Origin of the sequence: Roseovarius sp. E0-M6 (genome assembly GCF_037083845.1) — a bacterium.
In the GTDB taxonomy this organism is placed as follows: Bacteria; Pseudomonadota; Alphaproteobacteria; order Rhodobacterales; family Rhodobacteraceae; genus Roseovarius.
The window spans coordinates 165,261-188,159 of sequence record NZ_JBAPLA010000001.1; the positions used below are offsets into that span (position 1 = coordinate 165,261).

A 22,899-nucleotide genomic window follows, 5' to 3' on the forward strand; every position below is an offset into this window, starting at 1 on the left:
ATGGCAATTCGGTGCTTTTCTCTGTCACCAAGCACCACGTCTCATGGTTCGAGAAACGGGGCCCAGCGGACCTCTTGACGCGCCGTGACACACGGAAATTTGTTATTCTCTGAGGCCATGTTCCGCGACCCTTGCGCAAGAAAACGAGCAAAGCCCTGATGCAATGGGCTACGTTCGCATGCGCTCATCGCTCAAACCCGTGACGCCAGGCGAACTTGCGGCGATGCAGGACATGACCATACCGATCCCGCAAAAGAGTGGCGTATCAGGAATCGAAACCGACACCGAACCTGTCCATCAGCTTCAGAAAAGTTGAGCGTTTCCCGGTCTGATCCTCATGGGCCAGATCGCGCTGTGCACGGCCAATGGCCAGCGCCCTGAAAGGCTCGGGGGGGAAGGGGACGGCACGGCTGCGCACCATCCTGAGTGCCGTGCGCTCGGTCGTCTTTCCCTCGATCAGGTCAAGCATGGTCAGCGCGGCAAAGCGCGACGCCGATACCCCCTGCCCGGTGAAGCCCATCGCATAGGCCAGCCGCCCGCCATGAGCGGATCCGGCAAAGAATGTGGTGCGTGCCGATGTGTCGATGACCCCGCCCCAGGAATGACTGAAATGAATGGTCTCAAGGCTCGGGAATGCCGCGTCGAAATTCGCGGCCAGACGCTCAAGGCTTTCGGGCCGATGCAGCAGTGCCGCATCGCGTCGGCTCCCTTTTTGGTAGATCGCGTCGAAGCCGCCCCAGAGTATGCGGTTGTCATCGGTTTTGCGAAAATAGTGAAACTGATTGCCGCTGTCGGCGATGCCATGCGCCCCCGTCCAGCCGATCTGCGCCAGTTGTGCATCGGTCAAGGGGGCGGTTACCAGCGTATAGTCGAAGATCGGAACAACCGTCTGACGCAACCGCCGGAGAAGCGGCACAGATGCGTTTGACGCGAGCACGACCCGCCCGGCGTGCACCCGTCCCGTGGGTGTGCGCAGAACAAGCGTGTCCCCGTCGCGCATCAGTGCGGTGGCCTCGGTGCTTTCGTGGATGAGCACCCTAGCTGCCAGCGCTGCGGCCCGAAGCCCGTAAACAAGCTTGCCGGGGTGAACCAGCGCATAATTCGGCTCGAACAGGCCCGCGGAATAGACCGGACTGTCGAACCGTTCTCGCAGTGCGTCTCCCTCAAGGAACGTGCTGTCGATGCCAAGGCGGGTATAGGTGTCGTGCATGGACCGCAGGCCTGCCACTTGCCAAGGGGTCGCGGCCACGCTGAGCTTGCCGGGTCTCGCAAACCCTCCGTCGATACCATGGTGGTCGAGATCACGTTCCAGACCGTCGAGGTTTTCACGCCCCAGACGGATCAAACTCTCGGCCTCGTTTGGCCAGCGTTGTAGCGCGTTGCCCACTCCGTGCGAGATGCTGGGCGCGCAAAATCCGCCATTGCGCCCGCTTGCCGCGTGCCCGCATGCTGCGGCCTCGATCACCACGATCCGGGCCTCGGGCCATCGCTCGCGCGCCTTGATCGCAGTCCAAAGCCCGGTGAAGCCGCCGCCCACGATGGCGAGGTCGGCTCGCACCTCTCCTGTCAGCGGAGAGAGGTTTGGCCCCGTGGCCATGTCATCGAACCAGACCGGATGCCGCGCGGCCCCGTCAAAGCGGGCCGCGCGCGAGGCGGGCTCAGGCATGTTTGCGACCACCGGATTCCAGAAACCAGTCATCGGGATAGGGATACCACCAGTCATGACGTACCGGCTTGTGATCGAGGATCACCATCTTGGAACGGCGGAAGGTATCAAGGCCCATCCGCCCCAATTCGCGCCCAAGGCCGCTTGCCTTCCAGCCGCCAAAGGGCAGGGCGTCGTTGTCGATCAAGGGGTTGTTGATCCAGACCATCCCCGACTCCAGCCGTTCGGAGGCCTCATGCGTTTCGGCCAGATCGGTCGTGAAAATCGACGCACCCAGCCCGAAGCGCGTGGCATTCGCACCGTTGAGCGCGGCCTCGAAATCCGGCACGCGCACAATGGCCACCACCGGTCCGAAGGCCTCTTCGTTGAGGATATCCATCTTGGGCGTGCATCCGGTCAGAATCGTGGGCTCATAGAACCAACCTGTGTTTCTGTCCTCGGGCCGCTTGCCGCCGCACGCGATCGTCGCGCCCTTCGCGGTGGCGTCGGCGACAAGCCTTTCGACCTTGTCGCGCGCGGCTTCGCTGACAAGCGGGCCGATCTCGGACTTGTCGAGGCCGTTGCCGATCCGCAGGCGCCGGGTTTCGGCCACGAAAGCTTCGACAAAGGCGTCATGCACGGCATCCACCGCATAAATCCGCTCGGTCGAGGTGCAGACCTGCCCTGACATGTGAAAGGCGCCGGTCACGGCCCCGGCGGCGGCAATCTCGACGGGCGCGTGTGCGCTTATGATCATCGGGTCTGATCCGCCCGCCTCGATCACGGCAGGTTTCAGTCGCGCCCCCGCCGCTTCGGCCACAGCGCGGCCTGCGGCCACCGAGCCGGTGAACGCCACCGCATGCGTGTGGTCGCTTTCGACAAGAGCGCGGCCAAGATCGGCCCCGCCCGGCAGACAGGCCACCAGATCTGAGGGAAGGTCGTTGAAGACCTCCATAAACTTGAGCGTCGAAAGCGTCGTGGCCTCGGCGGGCTTGATCACACAGGCATTTCCAGCCGCCAATGATGCCGCCACGGTCCAGCACATGAGCAGGATGGGAAAGTTGAACGGCATGATATGGGCCGACACGCCCAGCGGTTCATAGCGGGCATATTGCAGCGATCCGGCCTGTGTGGTTCCGGCGAGCTTGCCCGCCTCGTCGCGCGCCATTTCCGCGAAATACCGGAAGACCGGTGCGCAATTGGCCACCTCACCAATCGCTTCGGGATAGGGCTTGCCCATCTCGCGGCTCATCAGGATGGCGCAGTCGGTCATGTCCGTGGCTTCGATCCGATTGGCAAGCCGGTGCAGCGCCTGCGCGCGGCTTTTGGCATCCAGCGCGGCCCATTCTTTCTGAGCAGCGTTCAACCGGTCCAGCACCTGTGCCAACTCGGCCTTGGTCACGGTGGCGCGGGCGCCAACGCGGTCAAGCGTGGCGGGGTCTATGACATCGCGCGTGGCGCCTTCGCTCGCGTGATGGTCCGGGCAAATATAGTAGCGTGCCTCGGTCATGCCGGTCATGGGCTGTCCTTTCGCTTAGCGGATCATGTAAACCTTCTTGACGGTCTCGTGCACGGTGCACACGCCTTTCCAGTCTTTGGGAAAGAAGGCGGCGGTGTCGGGTGTGATCTCGATCACGTTGCCCGAGTCGTGCTCGTAGGTGCAGCGTCCTTCAAGGAAATGGCAGAACTCGTCCGAGGTCACGTGGCAGGTCCACTTGCCGGGCGTACAGATCCAGAGGCCGCATTCGCTTTGGCCATCGGGGCCCTTGTGAAGAACCTTGCCGCTTGTCCGGCTTTCGCCTTCGATCATGGTCGGGATCACGCCCCAATCCACGACATCCGTGATGTCGCACGGGTTGTGCATTACGGGTGTTTTCATTCTCACGGTTCCTTCAGGTCAGCATGTAGATGTTTCGGATCGTCTCGTGAACGTCGCACTCGCCTGTCCAACCCTGCGGAAAAAGAACGCAGGTTCCGGGGCTTACCTCGATTTTCTCACCTGTGTCGGGCTGGTAGGTCGCGCGGCCCGAGACGAAATGGCAAAACTCATCGCGCGGCAGGCTGAGCCGCCAGCGTCCGGGGGTGCAGACCCAGATGCCGGTCTCGGGCGAGTTTCCCGGCCCCTTGTAGAGGAGCCGGCCTGTCGACTGTGATTGCCCCTCGGTCATGTCGGGCTGAGGCCCCCAATCCGCGAGATCATCAAAAGTGGTCGCCCCGTGGATATGCGGGGCGCTTGAGGCAAGATCCGTCACGCCTGTTTCTCCGCCACGTCGATCAGGAGTCGCGCGGCTTTTTCCTGACCGTTCTCGGCCTGCATATGGCGTGACGTTTTTTCAAGGCGCGCTGCCATCTCCTTGTCATTAAGGCACTTTTCGATCTTTTCGATCATCTCGTCTTCGGTCCACTCATAGCGATCGGACCGGAAGCCATGGCCGGTTTCCTGCACGCGCATGGCGTTGTCGTGGCCGTCCCAGACATAGGACATGATGATCGCGGGTTTGCCGAAATACAGGCACTCGGTGAACGAATTGTTGCCGCCGTGGTGGATCACCAGATCGACCTGCGGAATGACAGACGGTTGTGGATACCAGCCGGCCAGATGAACATTTCCCGGAACCTCGCCATACTCCTCCATGTAGTCGCCCACATTGACCAGAGCGCGGTATCGTGTCTTGCCGATCAGCTCGATAAGGCGCTTGATCAGATCGGTGTCACCCGCCCCGAGTGAGCCGAACGAGATGTAGAGCAGAGGGCCGTCGTTGTTCTTGTCGAACTGTGGCACCTCGTAGGGTTCGTCCTGACGCACGCAGCCCTCAAGATACTGAAAGCGCTTGGGGTCAAGTGGCTCCTCGCGGTCGTATTTCACCTGTTCGGGATAGAGCAAAAGATTGAGATAGGGGGAGGCTTCGAAGAATTCGCCCACCGGATACGGGTCTTCTCCGGTTGATTTCAGGAATTCGTTGAAATCGTCATGGATGGGCTTGATTACCTCGTTGAATTTACTGCGAAATTCGGCGTGTCCCTCGGTGTCGTTCTCGGACATACCCGACAGGTGGGGCGGGATGGCGGCGTCTTCGATTTCGTTCTCTGAGCAGGAAATGATCCGCACCCAAGGCACGCCATGCTGCTTGATCGCGGGGAAGAGAATGACATTATCCACCGAGATCACATCGGGTTTGATCTTGGCCAGAATACCGGGGAGATCCTGCTCGGCCCACTTGGCGCTGTCGACGATCGCTTCCCAGCATTCCTTGACGTAATTGTCGATCTGGTCGATCGGTTTCTTGCGGAAGTTGGGAATGTGCGAGTTGATGAAATCCTCCCAGAATTTTGCCATCTTCTCGGGTGGCATCGGCTCGGACAGGGCGACGGGATGGGCCTCGAAACCGTAGCCTTCGTAGATCTCCACAAAGCCCGGATCGCTGAGGAATACTGCCTTGTGGCCCATGCGCTCGACGGCCTGAGCGATGCCGACGGAGTTCAGCGCGGGACCGAATGCGGCCTCGGGGAAGAATGCGAATGTTTTCTGTGCCATGGTCTCTCTCCTGTCAGTTTTCAGTGTCGGCATTCACGTCGGTATTCACGTCGGTATTGCGTCGGTGCATTGGTTAATCAGGCGTTAAAGACCCGCGTATCCCGCGCGGTCCAGCCCAAGGTAATCGCGGTGCCGGTTTCAAGGGTCTGGCCCTCGGCCTCGGAGGCGGTGAGGCGGACGAGAATGGGCTCCTGAGACAAACCCGTCTCAAGGTGCAGTTGCAGATCGAGGCCGTGATAGGCTTTGGCGATGAGGCGCCCGTGCAATCGGTTTTCATGTGTGCCTTCGCCGAGATGCAGGCGCTCGGGGCGAACGGCGGCGATCATCCGGTCGCCGTTATGCGCGTCGTCGGGCAGGGGGGCGACAATGCGGCTTCCGTCACGGGCGAGCAGCGCCCCATCGGCAACGGTTGCCGGCATGAAGTTCATCAGCCCGATGAAATCGGCGGCAAACCGACTTTGCGGGTGTTCGTAAATCTCGCGCGGGGTGCCGCATTGCAGAAGTCCGCCATCCTTGAGGATCGCGACGCGGTCGGCCATCACGAGCGCCTCTTCCTGATCGTGGGTCACGACGATGAAGGTGATGCCGAACTGATCCTGAATGCGCTTCAACTCAAGCTGCATGGCGCCGCGCAACTTCTTGTCGAGGGCGCCGAGAGGTTCATCGAGCAAGAGCAGGCGGGGGCGTTTGACCAATGCGCGGGCCAGCGCCACGCGCTGACGCTGACCGCCCGAAAGCTGATCCGGTTTGCGCCCGGCCAGATCCGAAAGCTGGATCATCTCGAGTATTTCATCGACACGGGCGTTGATCTCGGAGCGTGGCAGGCGCTCCATCTCAAGGCCGTAGGCGATGTTTCGGGCGACACTCATATGCGGGAAAAGCGCGTAGGACTGAAACATCAGATTCACGGGCCGGTGGTTGGGTGAAACATGGGATATGTCGCGCCCATCGAGCCGGACTTCGCCGCTTGTCGGTGTTTCGAACCCGGCCAGCATTCGCAGCAGAGTCGTCTTGCCTGAACCGGATGCGCCCAGCAGCGCGAAGAATTCATTCTCGGCGATGTCGAGGTTCACGCCATCGACGGCGCGGACCGATCCAAATTCCTTCGTGACATTCGACAGCGATAGAAGAGGTTCACTCATTGGCCCGGAAGCCTCCCCCGGTTGAGACGTTGCGACAAGGTGAGCATGAGGACCGACAGCCCCATGACGATGGTCGAGAGCGCGTTGATCTCGGGTGTTACGCCAAAGCGGATCATTGCGAAAATCTGCATTGGCAGGGTGATTGAATCCCGGCCCGCGCCCGCCGTGAAAAAGGCGATGATGAACTCATCGACCGAGAGGGTGAAGGCCAGAAGCGCCCCCGCGACTACCGCCGGGCTGAGGACCGGCAAGACCACGCGGCGGAGCGTTGTCAGGGTGGATGCGCCAAGATCCTGTGAGGCTTCGACCACGGACCAGTCGAAGGTCTTGAGCCGTGCGCGCACAACAGCGCAGACGAAAGCGAGGTTGAAGACCACATGGCTCACGATGATGGTGTGCAGACCCATCGTCACGTTAAGCAGGGAAAAGAAACTGAGAAGTGCAATGGCCAGCACGATGTCGGGGATGATCATTGGCGCAAAGATGATGGTTTCGAGGAAGCGGCCCTTGCGGCGGCGGATTTCGACCCCGACAGCGAGCAGGGTGCCAAGCGTCGTCGCCACCACGGTCGAGGCAAGCGCGACAATAAGCGTGTTGCCTGCAGCCTTGAGGATGTCACCATTGCGCGCCAGTTCCCCGTACCATTTCACCGAGAAGCCGGTCCACGCGGTGGGCAGGCCGCTTTCGTTGAACGAAAGCGCGACAAGCACCGAAATCGGCACGTAGAGAAACGCGTAAGTCAGCCCGAGGATGAGCAGCATGAGAGGCAGGGGCGCCGATTTCATGTCAGCGCTCCTCGGTCCGGCCGCCAGAGCCGCGCTCGGCGGCAAAGGTCTGGGCGGTGAGCAGCATCATCATGATCGCGATGAGCACCATCGACAGCGCCGCGCCGAAAGGCCAATCATTCGCGGTGAGGAACTGGGCATAGATGAGATTGCCGATCATCTGAAACTGCCCGCCCCCCAGAAGCGCGGGGGTGACGAAATTGCCGATGGAGAGGACAAAGACGAAGACAAAGCCCGTGGCGATCCCCGGCACCGTCATCGGCAGGGTCACACGGCGGAAGGTGGTCCAGCCCGATCCGCCAAGGTCGCGCGATGCCTCTTCGATCTCGGGGTTGAGGCGCGAGAGGGGCGCATAGCAGGCAAGGATCACGAAGGGCAGGTAGTTGTAGACAAGCCCCACCACGACGGCGGGTTCGGTATAAAGCATCTTGGGCAATTCGCCTTCGAACCCGAACCAGCGGGCCAGCGCGGTGATCAACCCCTCGCGGTTGAGAAGGACAATCCACGCGTAGGTCCGCACGAGGTAGTTTGACCAGAAGGGCAACACCGCCAGAAACAGCAGCTTGGGCTGATGCTTGCGTGGCATTGCGGAGATGGCGTAGGCCGCTGCATAGCCGATCACCACCGCGATGAGGGCCGAAAGCCCGGCGATCCATGCCGATTTGAGGAAGATCGACGCATAGAGCGGATCGACCACGAGCGCGAGGTTTTCAAGCGTCAGGGTGTATTCGATCCCGCCGTAAAGCCCCCGCCGGAAGAATGCGAGCGCGAGGATCAGCACGCAGGGCACGACCATGAAGGCGCTGAGCCACATGAGGGCTGGCGACATCAGGTAAAGCGGCTTGCGGTCATTCATCGGGGCGGTCGCAATCGGAATGAGGAGAGAGGAAGGCTATGGGCCGGCGCGAGGGAGAGCGCACGCCGGCCCGGTCGTTCAAGGCGTTCCGGTCAGTCGGCGGCCTTGATCTCGGACACGGTGCGCGAATAGGCGCGCTGTGCCTCGCCCACGTCGCGAAGCTGTTCGTATTGCATCATCTCGTCGGGGGAGAGACCCATGTTGGGGAATGTCTCGATCAGGCTCGGGTCGAGTCCGTCCATCGCGGCCTTGTTGGGCACCTTGTAAAGGATGTTTTCCGCCGCCCAGCGATGGGTCTCGGCACCAAGGATGTAGTTCACGAAATCATAGGCCGCGTCTTTGTTTTCGGACGCCTTGAGGATGACCATCGTGTCCACCCAAAGGTCCGATCCTTCTTCGGGGATCACGTATTTGATGTCGCTGTTCTCGGCGATGCCGTAGTTGCACCAACCGTCCCATGCGTGGACCATCTCGGCCTCGCCCGAGACGAGCTTGGCGTAGAAGGTCGTGTCGTCATAGGCCAGTAGCGTGTCCTTGGCCTCGATCAGGAGGTCGCGCACCTCGGCCATCTTCTCGGGGTCGGTTTCGTTGACCGAATACCCCTTGGCCAGTTGCCCCGCCGCCAGAAGCCAGCGGTCGGTGGCCAGCATCGTTGTTTTGCCGGCAAGCTCATCGGACGGTTGCAGCAGCGCCATCCAGCTTTGCGGCGCGTCGGTAAGGTCGGAACGATAGCACAGGCCCGTCGTGCCCCATGCATAGGGGACCGAGAACTGATTGCCGGTGTCGTGCTCAAGCTGGGTCGCGGCGTCGTAGAGGTTATCGAGATTGGGGAGCCTGGAATGGTCGAGCTCTTCTGCGAGGCCGAGGTTGTGCAGCACTTCGGCGAAGGGCGACGAGACGAAGACCACGTCATATCCCTTGCCCTTGGAGGCGATGAGCTTGCCCATGATCTCTTCGTTGGTGGCGTGCAGGACAAGCTCGGCGTCGTGGCCGGTTTCCTGATTGAATGCGTCGATCGCGTCGGGGGCCATGTAGCCGTCCCAGTTCGAGACGACGAGGTCTTCGGCCATTGCTGTGCCGGCACCCAAGGCAAGGCCGGTGGTCAGCAGGGCGGGGGTGATGAATTTCTGTCGGATCATTCCGAACCTCCATTCTGTCGGACATGCGCCCGGTGGTCGGGCGCTGAAAATGTTTGGCACGGTTCTTTTTGACCGCTATGCAGAGAGTATTCTTGACCGAAAAAATACGTCAATGTGTATTCGGTGTTCTTTTGTGGAATGCCCGGCGGCGGATAGGGGTCACGGCACGGAGGGCGAGATCATGGCAGAGGTGCGGCGCAATGCGCGGCAGAACCACATCGCGCTGGCCAAGCAGGTACTGGATGCGGTGCTAGAGCATGGTCTGCGGGCGGGTGATCATCTTCCCGAGCAGAGGTTCTCAAAGGTATGCGGCGTGTCGCGGACGCCTATGCGCGCTGCCTTCAAGCTTCTTGAAAGCAAGGAAATTCTTGAGTGGCGGGAGGAAGAGGGATTTTTTCTGACGGTGGCCGAACCCGATGCCCTGGCCGAGGCGGCGAGGGGGCTTGAGGATATGGACGGCTCGCTTGCGGCGCGTATTCTTTCGGACCGGGCGGACCGGCGGATTGGCGATGTGCAGTCGGTAAGCGGGCTTGTGCGGCGATACAATGCGTCGCGCCACATGGTATTAAATGCATTAAAAATACTTTCTCGTGACGGCGTTTTGACCCAACTTCCCGGACGTGCATGGGCATTTCAGCCGATGTTCGATTCCCCCAAGGCCATTGATGACAGCTTTGCCATGCGGCTTACGCTTGAACCGCAGGCGATCACGGCGCCCGGTTTCGCGCTTGATCCCAAGCGGGCGGGCCTCATGCGCGGGCAGATGGATGAACTTCTGCGCAGCCGTGAGGGCGCGATCACCGCTGCCGGGTTTCTGCGTGTGGACACGGATTTCCACGGGCTGATTGCCGAATGCTGCCGGAACCGCTTTCTGCGCGGCACGTTGCTCACCCATCATAGATTGCGCCAAGCCACGCAAAAGGATACGGCCATCCCCGATTTCCGTTTGCGACAGGCGCTTGAGGAACATCTCGATATCCTCGACAGCCTGGAGCGGGGGCAATTCGACCTTGCCGCAGATCAGATGACGCTGCACCTGCGCAGGTCACGCAACCGCCGGTCCGAGGCCGCAACCCGGGGCTTTGCACCCATGATGAGAGGCCCGCGCCGATGACCGCACCGACCATCGCCCTCTTTCCCGAGGCGAGCTTTGGCGCCGCTTTGAATTGCGTGGGGATCGCGCAACAGCTTCAGCGGATGGGCGCGCGGCCCGTATTCATCTGCCATCCGGGGTTCACCGGCGTATTCGCGGAATACGGGTTCAGGGAATATCACCTGCCCGACCCACCGAGTGAGCAAAGCGAGGATGCCGAAGATTATTGGCAAGGGTTCATAAACACCCACCTGCCGCATTTCGATCTGGACCCGCTGGCGCAATTGCCGGCCTATGTGGCCCCCACTTGGGAGGCGATCGTCGATACCGCGGAAACAGCCGAGCCCGGGCTTCGGGCCCTTCTCGACCGGATTCGCCCGGATGCCATACTTCTTGACAATGTGATCATGTTTCCCGCCATCGCCAACGCGGGATGTCCTTGGGTGCGCATCGTGTCCTGTGCTGAAACCGAAATCCCCGACCCGGCTGTGCCGCCCTATCTGTCGGGGCTCGCGCCGGAGGAGACGGCGGCCTGTGCCACCTTCGACAGAGCCTATCGCGCGGCCACCGCATCGGCGCATATGCGCTATAACCAGTTTCGTGCGCGCAACGGCCTGACGACCCTGCCCGACGGTGAGTTTCTTGAGCCGTCGCCGTCGCTCAACCTGCTTCTGGCGCCTTCGGCGGTGCGGTATGACCGCGATGTGCCGCTACGCGAGGACAGTTTCGTCTTTCTTGAGGGTTGTGTCCGCGAGGAAACGCGCTTTGATCCGCCGCCATTCGCGGTCGGGGAGGGGCCTCTGATCTATATGAGTTTCGGGAGCCTTGGAGCCATCGACACGGCCCTGACGCGGCGCATGCTGAATGTATTCGCCGGAATGGATGCGCGGTTTCTGGTGAATGCGGGCGGGTTTCTTGAGGCCTATGACGCGGTGCCAGACAATGTCAGCCTTGCCAGTTGGTTTCCGCAGCCTTCGGTGGTGGCCCAATCGGCGTTATTCATCCATCACGGTGGCAATAACAGCTTTTGCGAGGCGCTGTATTACGGTGTGCCGTCATTGGTGATGCCCTATTGCTGGGATGGTCATGACAATGCACAGCGGGCCGAGGCCACGGGCACGGGCCGGCGTCTTGACCGGGCGAATTGGGACGAAGATGACCTGCGCTATGCGATCCTCGGGCTTTTGAACGATCACCCCATGCATGCCCGTCTGTCGGGCATTTCGCGGCAGATGCAGGACACCCCCGGCACGCATGTCGCCGCCCGCGCGGTCCTGTCGCTTCTGTAAGACACCTGTGCGGTAAGGCGTTTGCGTGCGCCGCTCTGTCAGGGCCGGGGCCCTTACACTTGGGTGGACGGTTTCAGCATGGCCAAGGCCGAGATCACGCTGTCGATCTTGGCCAGAAGGTCGGGCGAGGGGGCGCCGGTTGCCGGGTCGCGCTGATCTATGGCGTCGTCAATCTCGGACGCTTGGGCCCCCAGTTCGGGATATCCGAGTGTGGCCGCCGTGCCCGCGATCTTGTGGGTGATTTGCCCGATTTCCTTTAACGCCGCCTGGTCTTGCGTCATTTCCGAGAGTTGCTGTCTCAACACTCTGAGCCGCGCACAGCGAAGGTTCGCTTCTGTCAGGAAGCTTTGCTGGATGCGGGCAAGACCGGCGGATATGCGTGCATGATCTGTCGTGTGCTGCATCGAACCCTTCATTCTCACTACCACCCAAAGAGCTGCTTGAGGGCGCTGGTGGGGGCCGTTTCCCGTTGGGTGCGTGGCGCGCGTGCGACCGCCTCGGCATCGGCCAGCGCCTGCACCAACACATTCGCAACGCCGCGCGACGATTTCAACTGTAAAGAAATCGGGTTGCCGACCACCGGCTCAAGGGTCATGGCGCGACCATCGCAGAAGTGCAGATCCATATCCCGGATCGTTTCGCACAGCGTGGTTTCGAATGCGACCGGATCAATCGTGTCACCATCTGTGAGCACGCAGACAAATTCGCCCGACCCGGCATGAGCCGCCAGAAAGCTTCGGGGTTTCAGGCAATCCGAGATCGCCTCGGCGAAGTCTGAAACCGTGGATTGGTATTCGTAGACGCTGCTGGCCTGAAAGGCGCGCTCCAGCCCCGGAACCACGATGCCGAAGGCGCGCATGCCAAAGAGCGAAACGCGGGACACCTGAAAAAGGTAATTTTCAAGCGCAAGGTATTCGACGAAGGCGTCGATATCCGAAAGCGGCAGCCGCGATTGAAAGTCGGATGCGGTGACGATCGACGTGGCATCGCGCGGGGCCGAGACCGGATTGCGGTCTTCGCGTTGTTTGTGGGCGAGCACGCGTTCGTGGATTTGACCCAGCCGCGCGTGAACCTCGCCGATTTCAAAGGGTTTGGTCACATAATCGCTGGCACCCGCAGCGAAGGCGTTGTCGATATAGGAGCGATCGGACATCGCGGTGATCATCACGATGGGGCTGACCTTGTGCGCGGGGAGTTTGCGAATGGCCCGCGTAAGCTCAATCCCGTCCATGCCGGGCATCTGGATGTCGAGCAGAAAACAGTCGAACGGCACATCGGCGCGTTCGATTTCGCCAAGTGCATCATGTGCTGACTCACATGTCGTCAGATTGGTGAAGCCCACCACCCGCAGCACCTCGGTGAGCAGTTGGAGAATGAGGGGATCGTCGTCGACAGCAAGAATTTTCATTTTGGCCTCCATCTCGTCTGTGCGGGGCCTGAACAAGTGGCGCCCGCAACGGATACCCCATAATCGCAGCAGAATTGGACGAAACTAGGGTCATCAGAGGAGAATTGGCAGATATGCAGGAGGTGGCGGGCATCCTGTAATGAATTGATAATAAATGTTTTATATTGGGTCGGGTGATCCCGCTGGCGCCCGCCGCTCTCAGGACGCCTTATTTATGACGCTTCTCAGCGGGCTTTGCGGGGCTCTGACGTCGCTTCGGGCGGCAAGATCGCGGGCCGGGGTATTGGTCGCGCCGGCAATCCTGGGCAGGTCGATGTAGAAAGTCGTGCCTTCGCCCTCGTTCTTGTAATAATCGAGATTGCCGCAATGGGCATCGACGATACGTTTGGAGATGTTCATCCCAAGGCCGGTTCCGCCAATCTTGCGGCGATCCGATGAGTCAAGCTGACTGAACCTCTCGAACACGGTTTCACGATCGTCATCATCCAACCCGATACCATGATCGCTGACTTCGATCCGGACCCATTTGTCACCGAGCGGTTTGGCATTGATGGTCACGGTGTCACCCGCGCTTGAGAATTTGGCGGCGTTGGACAGGATGTTGGCCACGACCTGTTCCAGCCTCTTCTCATCGCCATAGACATAAAGGTCGTCCGGCACAGATCCGAGCACAAGCTCAACCTCGAGGTTTGTCGCGAATGGCTGATTGGAGGAGACGACCTGTGAGAGGAAGGGGGCCATCGACAGGGTGTCGCAATCAAAAGTCATCCGCCCCGCGTCAAGCTTTTGCAGATCAAGCAGGTCATTGATCAGCGTGTTCAGGCGGTTGGCGTTCCGTTGTGCGATATTCAGCGTCTTGTCCATCTGATCGGGGATTTTGCCGAATGCGCCATGCCCGATCAGATCGAGCGATCCCTTTATCGAGGTGAGCGGTGTTCGCAGTTCGTGGCTGACCGTGGCGAGGAACTGGGATTTGGCGGTGTAGGCCGCTTTGGTCTTTTCATGCTCGCGCTTGATCTCTTCCATATGCTCGAGCGTTTTTGCATAGAGCCCCGTCGAGACGCGTGAGGAGTCGACGATGAAGAACATCACGAAAATGCTCGTGAAGAACTGTGCCCAAAGCTCGGATGAGAGGGGCGCGCTTGTGGCGACGATGTCGTAGATCGGAATAAAGAGGAAGGCCGCAAGGTAGATCGCGAGGCGGAGATGCAATACCGGCCTGATCTGATTGTTATTCATAGTGGCAAAGAGGCCTGCCGCGAAGAGGAAGAAGAGCGGCAAGAAATGAGTTGTATGCCCTTGGATAAGCGCAACCGATACCGCGAGCCCGGCGATGTTCGCCGCACTCAAAACCGTTGACAAAAGCACCATCCGAAAGCACTTGCGTGTGTCTTCGACGTCGCGTTTTTTCAGGCGCATGATGCGGTGATATGTCCGTCGGTCGAACCATTCGGACACGGTCAGGATCAGTGCGGCGATCGCGGCGAGGACGGTGCTGTAATAGAACGCCACAAGCACCAGGGCCGCGACGTAGATGACGATCCGCTGGGCCAAGAGCCCGAATCCTGCGCGTGCGTAGTCCTTGAGCTCGGCATTCAGGAGAAAGAGATGCCGAGAGCTTCGGACGTTGATCTGATAAAAATCGGAAAGTGTCATCGTTACCCGCTTATGCCTTTCGCCTCATATTCGCGGCAGTCGTTCCAAAGACGTAATCCGCAACGTTGCGGATATTTTTCTTTTTTCCGCTTTACTTAGTTGTCTCCATAGATAGTTCTTGAAAGTGGCAGGACTATGGTTATTTGATGCAACTATTGGTTTTTGAATTAGGAGGTCGAGCAACCATAGGGAATGCACAACGATGCAGAGCCAACTACAGCGCAACCACGAAACCTACGAGGCTTTTCCGGATATCCTTCCTCAGGCAAGTATCTCACCGCCTGTAGCCGTTCGAAAAGTCGAACATCAGGAAAACCAGTTCTCGCGCTTGGCGCCCGAGATGACGGGCGAAGTTCAGGGGACGACGTTGTCTTTCGGCAACATGCACCGATATGGCACCCTCTGTGCCAATTACCTCAAGGCCCGCCGCAAGGTGTTCATCGACGACAAGGGATGGGACCTGCCGCAGACCGAGGGAATGGAATTCGACCAATACGACACACCACAGAGCCGTTGGGTCGTGATCCATGAATACGGGCGGGTTCTTGCCGGTATGCGGCTGTTGCCGACCACGGCCAGGTGTGGCCAATATACCTACATGCTGAAGGATGCGCAGGAAGGGCTGCTGGACAACATTCCGCGCGATATCCTGTTTTTCGATGCACCTGTGCGGCCCGACATATGGGAGGCGACGCGGCTTTTCCTCGCTCCGTCTGTCGGAGCGAAGCGGCGGCTGATCATTCAGACCATACTTCTTGAACATATGGCCGCCGCCGCCAGAGAGATGGGCGCGAGCGCGGTGATAGGGATCGTTCCGGCGGTCTTTCACCGCTGGATGAAGCGTATTCGGATGAGTGCGACCCCTGTGGGCCCCGCGATGACCATCGACGGAGACAAAATTCAGGCCGCGCTTATGATCGTGGCCAAGCGAGAGGAACGCTGACCCCTGCTTCGGGATGCGGCGGGGGCATACATCAAAGTGTTTCGCCTTTGACCCGGACCTGATGCGCCATTGCGCACAAAGCGGCGCATCAGGACATTCGCGAACCGCTTCAGTCACTGTCAAAGCTCGCTCCTTCGAATTCTTCGATCTTGGCAAAGATCCGGTCTTCGATGAGATTGACCTCGGGCAGGCCCGTCGGAGATGCGTCGCCGACGGCTTTGAATTCTTCGCGCACAAGCGACAGCGCGACATCCCTTTGCAGAACGTTCTGACGGGACAGCGCGGTCACCTCGAGCGGCGGTTCGTTGTTGGCGTCGGTCGCTAGACCTTGAAGCGCATCGCATGCCGAAGCCTGCTGTGAATTTGCGAAGATGCCTGAAACATTGGCCCCGCGCCCCACGATGCAACAGACGAAATGGCCGTGCCCAATATAGCTGAGCAGCATGTGCCGGGCAGGAACCTCTTCGGAGATGCGGGTGCTGACGGCGTGCAACTCCTTGAGAAGTTTTGCACGGTCCGTCCGCCGGTTCCGCTTGTTGAAATTCTTTATCCTGATGCGGAACACGGCCAGATGATATTGCCCCCGCTGCATCGTGAGAAGCTGGTTTTCGAGCTGATAGTAGTCGAGCATGCCATCGACATCGGGAAAACAGACCCGTTCCCCAAGGTCGATCAGGTTGAAATTGGACCCGTAGGAAATGAGTGCGCGCAAGGCGCTGCGGCCGCGCTTCTCTTGTTTGGCCGTCTGGACAAGAAGCATCGCCATCTTGATGCGGCCCGCGATCTCGATTTCATCGAGCGGCTTGCGCAGGAAATCGGTGGCTCCTGCCGCGAATGCGCGGTCCATCAGGTGCGTCGCCTTGTTGGACGTGATCATGATGATGGGCGCCAGACGCGCATCGACGCGGTCACGCAGGCGGCGGCAAAGCTCGATCCCGTCCATTTCGCCCAGCATGATGTCGAGCAGATAACAATCGAATGGTATCCGCTGCGCTTCGACGATCTCGAGCGCCTCCTCGGCCGAGCAGGCAAAGGTGATCTGGGTCAGGTTCTGAGCCGTCAGCTTGCCCGCGGCCAGTTCCCGGAATATCGGATCATCGTCGACCAAGAGAATCCGCATGTTGAAGACCTCCCCCCAAGGGAATGGATGAGTTCGCTATTCTTTAGAGTGAATACAGAGAAATATTGGCATTTTATGGGTGACAGGTGAAAACCGCAAAAAATGTTAATATTCGTGTAACCTTATGAAATGCAAAGAAAACTTTCGAATTCGAGAAAACTTGGCGAAGATTCGAGCCCAAATGTCGCCTTTCTTTGCCGCGGGGGGCGCCGGCGGGCGGCGCGTTGAGGGGCCTAATCGCCATGCAAATAAGGGTTTTTTGCCTTCGATACACCTAAGTGACTTCTTCCTTAATTTGGTCAAACTGAGCGGATATCAAAGTTATAAGCGCGACAGCGCATTCGGAAGGGCAACGCACCATAAAAACAAATAACGGTGACACGTAAGGAGCGAAAAACCCATGAAAATTATGGTTGTCGATGATGACAAGGTTGCACTGGACTTGCTGAATGAATGTCTGACGCAGGGCGGCTATGAGCATGTGACGTTGATGGATTCGTCCTGCAAGGTCATTCGAAAGATCACGGACACGGCGATTGCCTATGACTGCATCCTTCTGGATGTGGAGATGCCCGGCAAGAACGGCATAGACCTTTGTGCCGAGATACGAGAGTTGGCGCGTTATCGGAACACGCCGATCATCATGATCACGAAACACAAGGATCGTGTCGCGGTGGAGCAGGCGTTCAAGAATGGCGCCACGGATTACGTGACCAAACCCTTCGAGTTTTTCGAGGTGTTGACCCGTATGCGCGTCGCCGAGCGTCTCGTGCAGGAGCGGCAGGCGGCGATGGACAGCTATGTCGCCGTGCAATCGGCGACGCGGCAGGAAAACCGGCAGGAGCCCGCAGCCGCCGCATACAGGGCCGGGCGCGCGCAGGTCGTGCCGCAGCAGGAGATCACGAGCGAGGAAATCATGTCGCTCGCGACCTTCCAGAACTATCTCGAGCAGGTCACGCGGACCGAGGATTGCGCGATCAACCTCCTCGCGGTAAAGGTTCGCAGGATCGCCGAGATATTCGCCAAATCCGACCCCGTCGAGTTCGTGGCGTTTCTGAAGGCCACGGCGGACGCGATGATCGAGCACACCGCCCCCGAAAAGGCGTTCGTGACACATTTCGGCAACGGAATCTTTCTTTGGGCGGCGGCGCCTGAGGACGGGCAGGGCAGTTTGAGAACTGAACAGTCGTTGCACGCTCTTCTGGCCAAGGCGAAACTGCCTGTGATCTGTCAGAAAGACATCCCGCCCGAGGTGATCGTGGGCGAGCCACTCACGCTGACCACGACGCCCAAGCTCAATTTCAAGCGCGCCTGCAAGGCCGCGGTGGCGCGCGTGGAGCAGCGCGACCGAGGTCGGGCGAATGTCACCCCGCTGAAGTCGCGCGGAAAAGACACACGTGCGTCCGAAAACGAGCGGCTCGCCAAAGCACAGGGCCGTTGACGCGGCGCGACCGTTAAGGGCGCTTGCCGGCCACCCTGTAGTCGCTGACCCACATGACCTTCTTGCAAGAGACCGTGATCCCACTGATCACGGTCTTTTCCGTATGACCGGGGCGTTTTCGGTATTGCGATGCCGCGCGAGACTTGCAAGCGTCTGCGTGGCGGCGCGCGGTGCGGGTCCTAAAATGGGTTTGCTTCCCGGGGCACAGACAAAAACGGAGGCTTTGGTGATGTGGCAATTTTGGGTGGATCGTGGCGGCACATTTACCGATATCGTGGCCCGCAGGCCCGATGGCAGCCTCGAGACGCGCAAGCTTTTGTCCGAAAACCCTGAGCAATATCGCGATGCCGCTGTGCAGGGCATTCGGGATTGTCTTGAGTTGACAGCAGGAGAGCCGGTTCCTGATGGGGTGATAGACGCGGTCAAGATGGGCACGACCGTTGCCACCAACGCGCTTCTTGAGCGCAAGGGCGACCGGACGCTTTTGTTGATTACCAAGGGGTTTGGCGATCTACTGCGGATCGGGTATCAGAATAGGCCCCGGATTTTCGATCTGAACATCCGGCTGCCCGAAATGCTGTTTGAGCGTGTGGGAGAGATCGACGAGCGGGTCGATGCACAGGGCGATGTGGTGCGCCCCTTTGACGAAACCGGCACGCGCGAGGTTTTGCAGAAGGCCTATGACGACGGTATTCGCGCTGTCGCGATTGCCTTCATGCATGGCTACAAGATGCCCGATCACGAAAAGCAGGCCGCCGGGATCGCGGAGGATATCGGGTTCACCCAGATATCGACCAGCCATGGCACATCCCCTTTGATGAAACTGGTGGGGCGCGGCGATACGACCGTGGTGGATGCCTATCTCAGCCCGATCCTGCGGCGCTATGTGGGGCAGGTGCGTGATGCGCTTGATAACGGAACCGAGACTGAGGACCGCAAGCGCCTCTTGTTCATGCAGTCGAGCGGTGGATTGACCGATGCCGATCTCTTTCAGGGCAAGGATGCCATCCTTTCGGGGCCAGCGGGGGGCGTCGTGGGGATGGTCAAGACGGCGGAACATGCGGGCCATGAGAAGCTGATCGGGTTCGATATGGGCGGCACCTCGACGGATGTGTGTCACTATGCCGGACAGTTCGAGCGCAGCCTTGAGACAGAGATCGCGGGCGTTCGGATGCGCGCGCCGATGATGAACATCCACACGGTTGCAGCCGGGGGTGGCTCGATCCTGAGTTTTCGGGATGGCCGTTTTCAGGTGGGACCGGAAAGCGCGGGCGCCGATCCCGGTCCGGCCTGCTATCGCCGGGGTGGGCCGCTTACGGTTACGGATTGCAATGTTCTTCTGGGCAAGCTTCAGCCACAGCATTTTCCTCATGTCTTTGGCCCCGGCGCGGACGAGGCGCTTGATACAGATGCAGTGCGCGAGAAGTTCGCCGAGATGGCGCAGGTGATCGCGGATGACACCGGGGAAGCGCCCAAACCCGTCGAGGAGGTGGCCGAAGGGTTCCTGCGAATCGCGGTCGAGAACATGGCGCGCGCCATCAAGAAGATCAGCGTCGAGCGCGGCTATGACGTGACTGGCTACACGCTCAATTGTTTTGGCGGCGCGGGGGGGCAACACGCCTGCCTTGTGGCGGATTCGCTGGGGATGAAGCGGGTCTTCCTGCATCCGTTTTCGGGTGTCTTGTCGGCCTATGGCATGGGGCTGGCCGAAGTGCGGGGCCTGAGGCAGGTGCAGTTCGACAGGACGCTGAGCCCAGACAGCCACGATGAGGCCGAGGGCCTGCTTGGCGATATGGCCGATGAGGCCAAGTCGGAACTCAGGGCTCAGGGCAACGCGGAAAACGACATGACGACTGTGGCGCAGGCGCTTTTGCGGTATTCCGGGTCGCATCAGACGCTTGCCGTGGATTTCGGTGCCGAAGCCGGCATGCGCGAGGCGTTCGAGAGTGCCCACAAACAGCTTTATGGCTTTGCCGACAGCGCGCGGGATGTCTATTTTGAGGCGCTGACACTGGAGGCGATCGGCGCGCAATCCGCGCTTCCCGAGGACAAGACCGAGACATCGGACAGCACACCCGACCCGATTGACCGCGTGGACATGGTGGCCGATGGCGCGGCCACGCAAACGCCGCTTTATGATCGCGAGACCCTGCGCCACGGCCATGCGATCGACGGCCCCGCAATCATCCGCGAGGAGACCGGCACCGTCATCGTCGAGCCGGAATGGCGCGCCCGTGTCGATGCTTTCGCCAATCTGGTTCTTGAGCGGGCGGTGCCGCGCAAAGGGTCTGAAAACATTGGCAAGACCGCCGATCCGGTCATGCTTGAGGTGTTCAACAACCTGTTCATGTCCATCGCCGAGCAGATGGGTGCGACACTGGCCAAGACGGCCTATTCGGTCAACATCAAGGAGCGGCTCGATTTTTCCTGTGCGCTCTTTGATCCCGAAGGGGGCCTTGTGGCCAATGCGCCGCATGTGCCCGTGCATCTGGGCTCAATGGGCGAGGCGGTGCGCACCGTGATCCGCGAGAACCCCGATATGCAGGCGGGCGATGTCTTTATGCTGAACGCGCCGTTCAACGGCGGGACGCATTTGCCGGATGTGACGGTGATCACGCCTGTCTTTGATACCGACGAAGAAACGGTGCTGTTCTACGTGGGCTCGCGCGGGCATCATGCGGATATCGGTGGCCGCACGCCCGGATCGGCCCCGCCGGATAGCACGCATATCGATGAAGAGGGCGTGTTGATCGACAATTTCAAGATGGTCGATCGCGGGCGATTCCTTGAGGAGAAAACCCGCGCGCTTCTGGCGTCGGGAGCCTATCCGTGCCGCAACATCGACGACAATGTTGCCGACCTTCTGGCGCAGATGGCCGCGAACGAGACCGGCGCGCGCGAGGTGCGCAAGACGCTGGATCAGTTCGGGGTGGATGTGGTTCAGGCCTATATGCACCACGTACAGGACAACGCAGAGGAAAGCGTGCGCCGGGTCATCGACAAGTTGAAGGCGGGGCACAACGTCTATGAACTCGATAGCGGGGCGACCATCGAGGTCGATATCTCGGTGGATCGCGAGGCGCGAACCGCGATGCTCGATTTCACGGGGACAAGTCCGCAGGATGACGGCAATTACAACGCGCCGCTCTCGATCTGTCGCGCGGTCGCGCTTTATGTGTTCCGCACACTCGTGGGTAGTGACATCCCCCTGAACGAAGGATGTCTCAAGCCGCTCAACCTGATCGTGCCGGAGGGGTGTTTCATCAATCCCCAATACCCTGCGGCGGTGATCGCCGGGAATACCGAAGTCAGCCAGTCGATTGCGGATGCGCTTTATGGCGCGCTTGGTGTGATCGCCGGGTCGCAGGGCACGATGAACAATCACATCTGGGGAAATGACACGTTTCAGAACTATGAGACGATTTGCGGCGGCACTGGGGCGGGCCCCGATTTCGATGGCACGGATGCTGTGCATTCGCACATGACCAACACGCGGATGACGGACCCCGAGGTTCTTGAATGGCGGTTCCCTGTGCGGATCGAGGAATTCACCATACGGCAGGGTTCGGGCGGTGAGGGCCGTCATCGCGGGGGCAACGGAATCACGCGCAAGCTCAGGTTTCTGGAACCGATGACCACCACTGTTCTGACCTCGCATCGCGTTGTGCCGCCACGGGGCATGGAGGGCGGTGCGCCCGGCGCGCTTGGGCGGAATGCGATCATCCGCAAGGATGGCACGCGCGAGGAATTGGGCGGCAATGACATGGCCGAGGTCGCCGAGGGCGACGTCTTTGTGATGGAGACCCCCGGTGGTGGTGGCTATGGTGCTTCGGAGGGATGATCGCGATAGATGCGGGCATCAAGCGGCGTGCGGGCGATGCGCGCCTCCAAGTTGTCGACAAAGAGCGCCTCGGCGCGATTGAGGCGTTTGCGCGGACTGCGGATCAGGAAAATGTCCACCTCGGGGGGGTCGTCATAGGGCGGCAGGCGCCACAACAGGCCGCGCGCCACGTCCTGTTCCACCACATGGATCGGCAGTGAGCCGATGCCCATGCCGCATTGTATCATCCGGCGCACCTCCTCAAGCTGGGAAGAGCGTCCGACAATGTCGTAATCCAGTCCCCATTTGCTTCGCAACAAGGCCACCGGGCGCAGCGCGTCGTTGAGGTCGTCGGTGTCGAAGGACACGGCCGGGTATTGCCGCAGATCGTGCAGCGATAGCCCCTTTCGACCGAAGAGAGGGTGCGTCGGACCACAATAGAAGCCGAAAAATTCGCGATACATATGCGTGTATGTCAGGTCAGAGAACCGGCGGTTCACGAGGCAGATGCCGAAGCTCGCCATGCGTTCGCGCACCGAATGGATGACGCGCGCGCTGGTGTCGATGCGGATGCTGAAGCGCATCTTGGGATGCGCGGCGCTCATCGCGCTCAACTCCGCATCAAGAAGCGGGGTGACCACGTGGCTGGCAAGCAAGATGTTCACCTCGCCCGACACTTCGTTCGAGGCGGCATGCGTCAACTCGGGGATGCGGGCGACACCGGAGAAAAGCTCGGTGCATTCGGTGTGAAGCTGTCGACCTGCGGCGGTGAGGCGAAAGGTGCCGTGACCGCGATCAATGAGACGGCAGCCAAGATCGGTTTCGAGGCGCTGCAAGGCGAGACTGACAGAGGGCTGTCCCCGCAACAGACGGTGCGCGGCGCCGGTGATGCTGCCTTCTTCGGCAATCACGAGAAAGGTGCGGAGCAGGTTCCAATCAAGCTGAAACGCGAATTTGGTGTCGAGGTCGAATGACATTAACAAAATCAATCTTGTGTATTCCCAGTATCAATTTTGGCAATTTGCAG

Annotated in this window: 19 protein-coding genes; 5 read left to right on the forward strand and 14 right to left on the reverse strand. The window is 60.0% G+C overall.

Annotated features, from left to right (window positions below):
* Positions 1-265: 265 nt before the first annotated feature.
* From V8359_RS00920 to V8359_RS00960, 9 genes are all read right to left on the reverse strand, one after another.
* Positions 266-1,666 (reverse strand): NAD(P)/FAD-dependent oxidoreductase, encoded by a 1,401-nt coding sequence (locus tag V8359_RS00920; RefSeq protein WP_336426815.1) that lies wholly within the window; start codon positions 1,664-1,666, stop codon positions 266-268.
* Positions 1,659-3,164 (reverse strand): aldehyde dehydrogenase family protein, encoded by a 1,506-nt coding sequence (locus V8359_RS00925; protein ID WP_336426816.1) that lies wholly within the window; start codon positions 3,162-3,164, stop codon positions 1,659-1,661. The genes V8359_RS00920 and V8359_RS00925 overlap by 8 nt, the downstream gene beginning before the upstream one ends.
* A 15-nt stretch (positions 3,165-3,179) precedes the next feature.
* On the reverse strand, positions 3,180-3,524 hold the full coding sequence (locus V8359_RS00930) for a cupin domain-containing protein (RefSeq protein WP_336426817.1): 345 nt from the start codon (positions 3,522-3,524) through the stop codon (positions 3,180-3,182).
* Between the two features lie 13 nt (positions 3,525-3,537).
* Positions 3,538-3,897 (reverse strand): cupin domain-containing protein, encoded by a 360-nt coding sequence (locus V8359_RS00935; protein WP_336426818.1) that lies wholly within the window; start codon positions 3,895-3,897, stop codon positions 3,538-3,540.
* The gene (locus V8359_RS00940) at positions 3,894-5,180 is read right to left on the reverse strand and encodes a glycosyltransferase (RefSeq protein ID WP_336426819.1); all 1,287 of its coding nucleotides are present in this window, start codon (positions 5,178-5,180) and stop codon (positions 3,894-3,896) included. The genes V8359_RS00935 and V8359_RS00940 overlap by 4 nt, the downstream gene beginning before the upstream one ends.
* A gap of 77 nt (positions 5,181-5,257) precedes the next feature.
* Positions 5,258-6,322: an ABC transporter ATP-binding protein gene (locus tag V8359_RS00945; RefSeq protein ID WP_336426820.1), complete on the reverse strand. Its 1,065-nt coding sequence runs from the start codon at positions 6,320-6,322 to the stop codon at positions 5,258-5,260.
* Positions 6,319-7,107 carry an ABC transporter permease gene (locus V8359_RS00950; protein WP_336426821.1) on the reverse strand — a complete coding sequence of 263 codons (789 nt, stop codon included), beginning with the start codon at positions 7,105-7,107 and terminating at the stop codon, positions 6,319-6,321. Before V8359_RS00950 ends, V8359_RS00945 begins: the two co-directional genes overlap by 4 nt.
* Before the next feature lies 1 nt (position 7,108).
* Positions 7,109-7,963 carry an ABC transporter permease gene (locus V8359_RS00955; RefSeq protein WP_336426822.1) on the reverse strand — a complete coding sequence of 285 codons (855 nt, stop codon included), beginning with the start codon at positions 7,961-7,963 and terminating at the stop codon, positions 7,109-7,111.
* Between the two features lie 92 nt (positions 7,964-8,055).
* Positions 8,056-9,102, reverse strand: a complete 1,047-nt coding sequence (locus V8359_RS00960) for a polyamine ABC transporter substrate-binding protein (protein ID WP_336426823.1) — start codon at positions 9,100-9,102, stop codon at positions 8,056-8,058.
* Positions 9,103-9,283: 181 nt separating this feature from the next.
* On the opposite strand from V8359_RS00960, the gene V8359_RS00965 reads away from it, so the two are divergent.
* Both V8359_RS00965 and V8359_RS00970 read left to right on the forward strand, forming a co-directional pair.
* Positions 9,284-10,216 carry a GntR family transcriptional regulator gene (locus V8359_RS00965; RefSeq protein ID WP_336426824.1) on the forward strand — a complete coding sequence of 311 codons (933 nt, stop codon included), beginning with the start codon at positions 9,284-9,286 and terminating at the stop codon, positions 10,214-10,216.
* Positions 10,213-11,484: a glycosyltransferase gene (locus tag V8359_RS00970; protein ID WP_336426825.1), complete on the forward strand. Its 1,272-nt coding sequence runs from the start codon at positions 10,213-10,215 to the stop codon at positions 11,482-11,484. Before V8359_RS00965 ends, V8359_RS00970 begins: the two co-directional genes overlap by 4 nt.
* Before the next feature lie 53 nt (positions 11,485-11,537).
* Here V8359_RS00970 and V8359_RS00975 read toward each other — a convergent pair whose 3' ends face one another.
* The 3 genes from V8359_RS00975 to V8359_RS00985 form a co-directional block, all read right to left on the reverse strand.
* Complete coding sequence (locus tag V8359_RS00975; protein ID WP_336426826.1) at positions 11,538-11,888, reverse strand: Hpt domain-containing protein; 351 nt, start codon at positions 11,886-11,888, stop codon at positions 11,538-11,540.
* Positions 11,889-11,905: 17 nt separating this feature from the next.
* Positions 11,906-12,892, reverse strand: coding sequence for a response regulator (locus V8359_RS00980; protein ID WP_336426827.1), 987 nt, complete (start codon positions 12,890-12,892; stop codon positions 11,906-11,908).
* Between the two features lie 198 nt (positions 12,893-13,090).
* Positions 13,091-14,548 carry an ATP-binding protein gene (locus V8359_RS00985; RefSeq protein WP_336426828.1) on the reverse strand — a complete coding sequence of 486 codons (1,458 nt, stop codon included), beginning with the start codon at positions 14,546-14,548 and terminating at the stop codon, positions 13,091-13,093.
* Between the two features lie 202 nt (positions 14,549-14,750).
* Here V8359_RS00985 and V8359_RS00990 point away from each other — a divergent pair, with 202 nt between their 5' ends.
* Entirely contained in the window at positions 14,751-15,491 is a 741-nt protein-coding gene (locus V8359_RS00990) for an acyl-homoserine-lactone synthase (protein WP_336426829.1), read from the forward strand.
* Between the two features lie 109 nt (positions 15,492-15,600).
* On the opposite strand, the gene V8359_RS00995 is transcribed toward V8359_RS00990, so the two are convergent.
* A complete protein-coding gene (locus V8359_RS00995; RefSeq protein WP_336426830.1) occupies positions 15,601-16,611 on the reverse strand; it encodes a response regulator in 1,011 nt (336 codons plus the stop codon).
* Positions 16,612-17,011: 400 nt separating this feature from the next.
* Here V8359_RS00995 and V8359_RS01000 point away from each other — a divergent pair, with 400 nt between their 5' ends.
* On the forward strand, positions 17,012-18,052 hold the full coding sequence (locus tag V8359_RS01000) for a response regulator (protein WP_336426831.1): 1,041 nt from the start codon (positions 17,012-17,014) through the stop codon (positions 18,050-18,052).
* A gap of 229 nt (positions 18,053-18,281) precedes the next feature.
* Positions 18,282-21,893 (forward strand): hydantoinase B/oxoprolinase family protein, encoded by a 3,612-nt coding sequence (locus V8359_RS01005; protein WP_336427901.1) that lies wholly within the window; start codon positions 18,282-18,284, stop codon positions 21,891-21,893.
* Here V8359_RS01005 and V8359_RS01010 read toward each other — a convergent pair.
* Entirely contained in the window at positions 21,872-22,849 is a 978-nt protein-coding gene (locus tag V8359_RS01010; protein ID WP_336426832.1) for a LysR family transcriptional regulator, read from the reverse strand. The genes V8359_RS01005 and V8359_RS01010 overlap by 22 nt on opposite strands.
* Positions 22,850-22,899 lie beyond the last annotated feature (50 nt).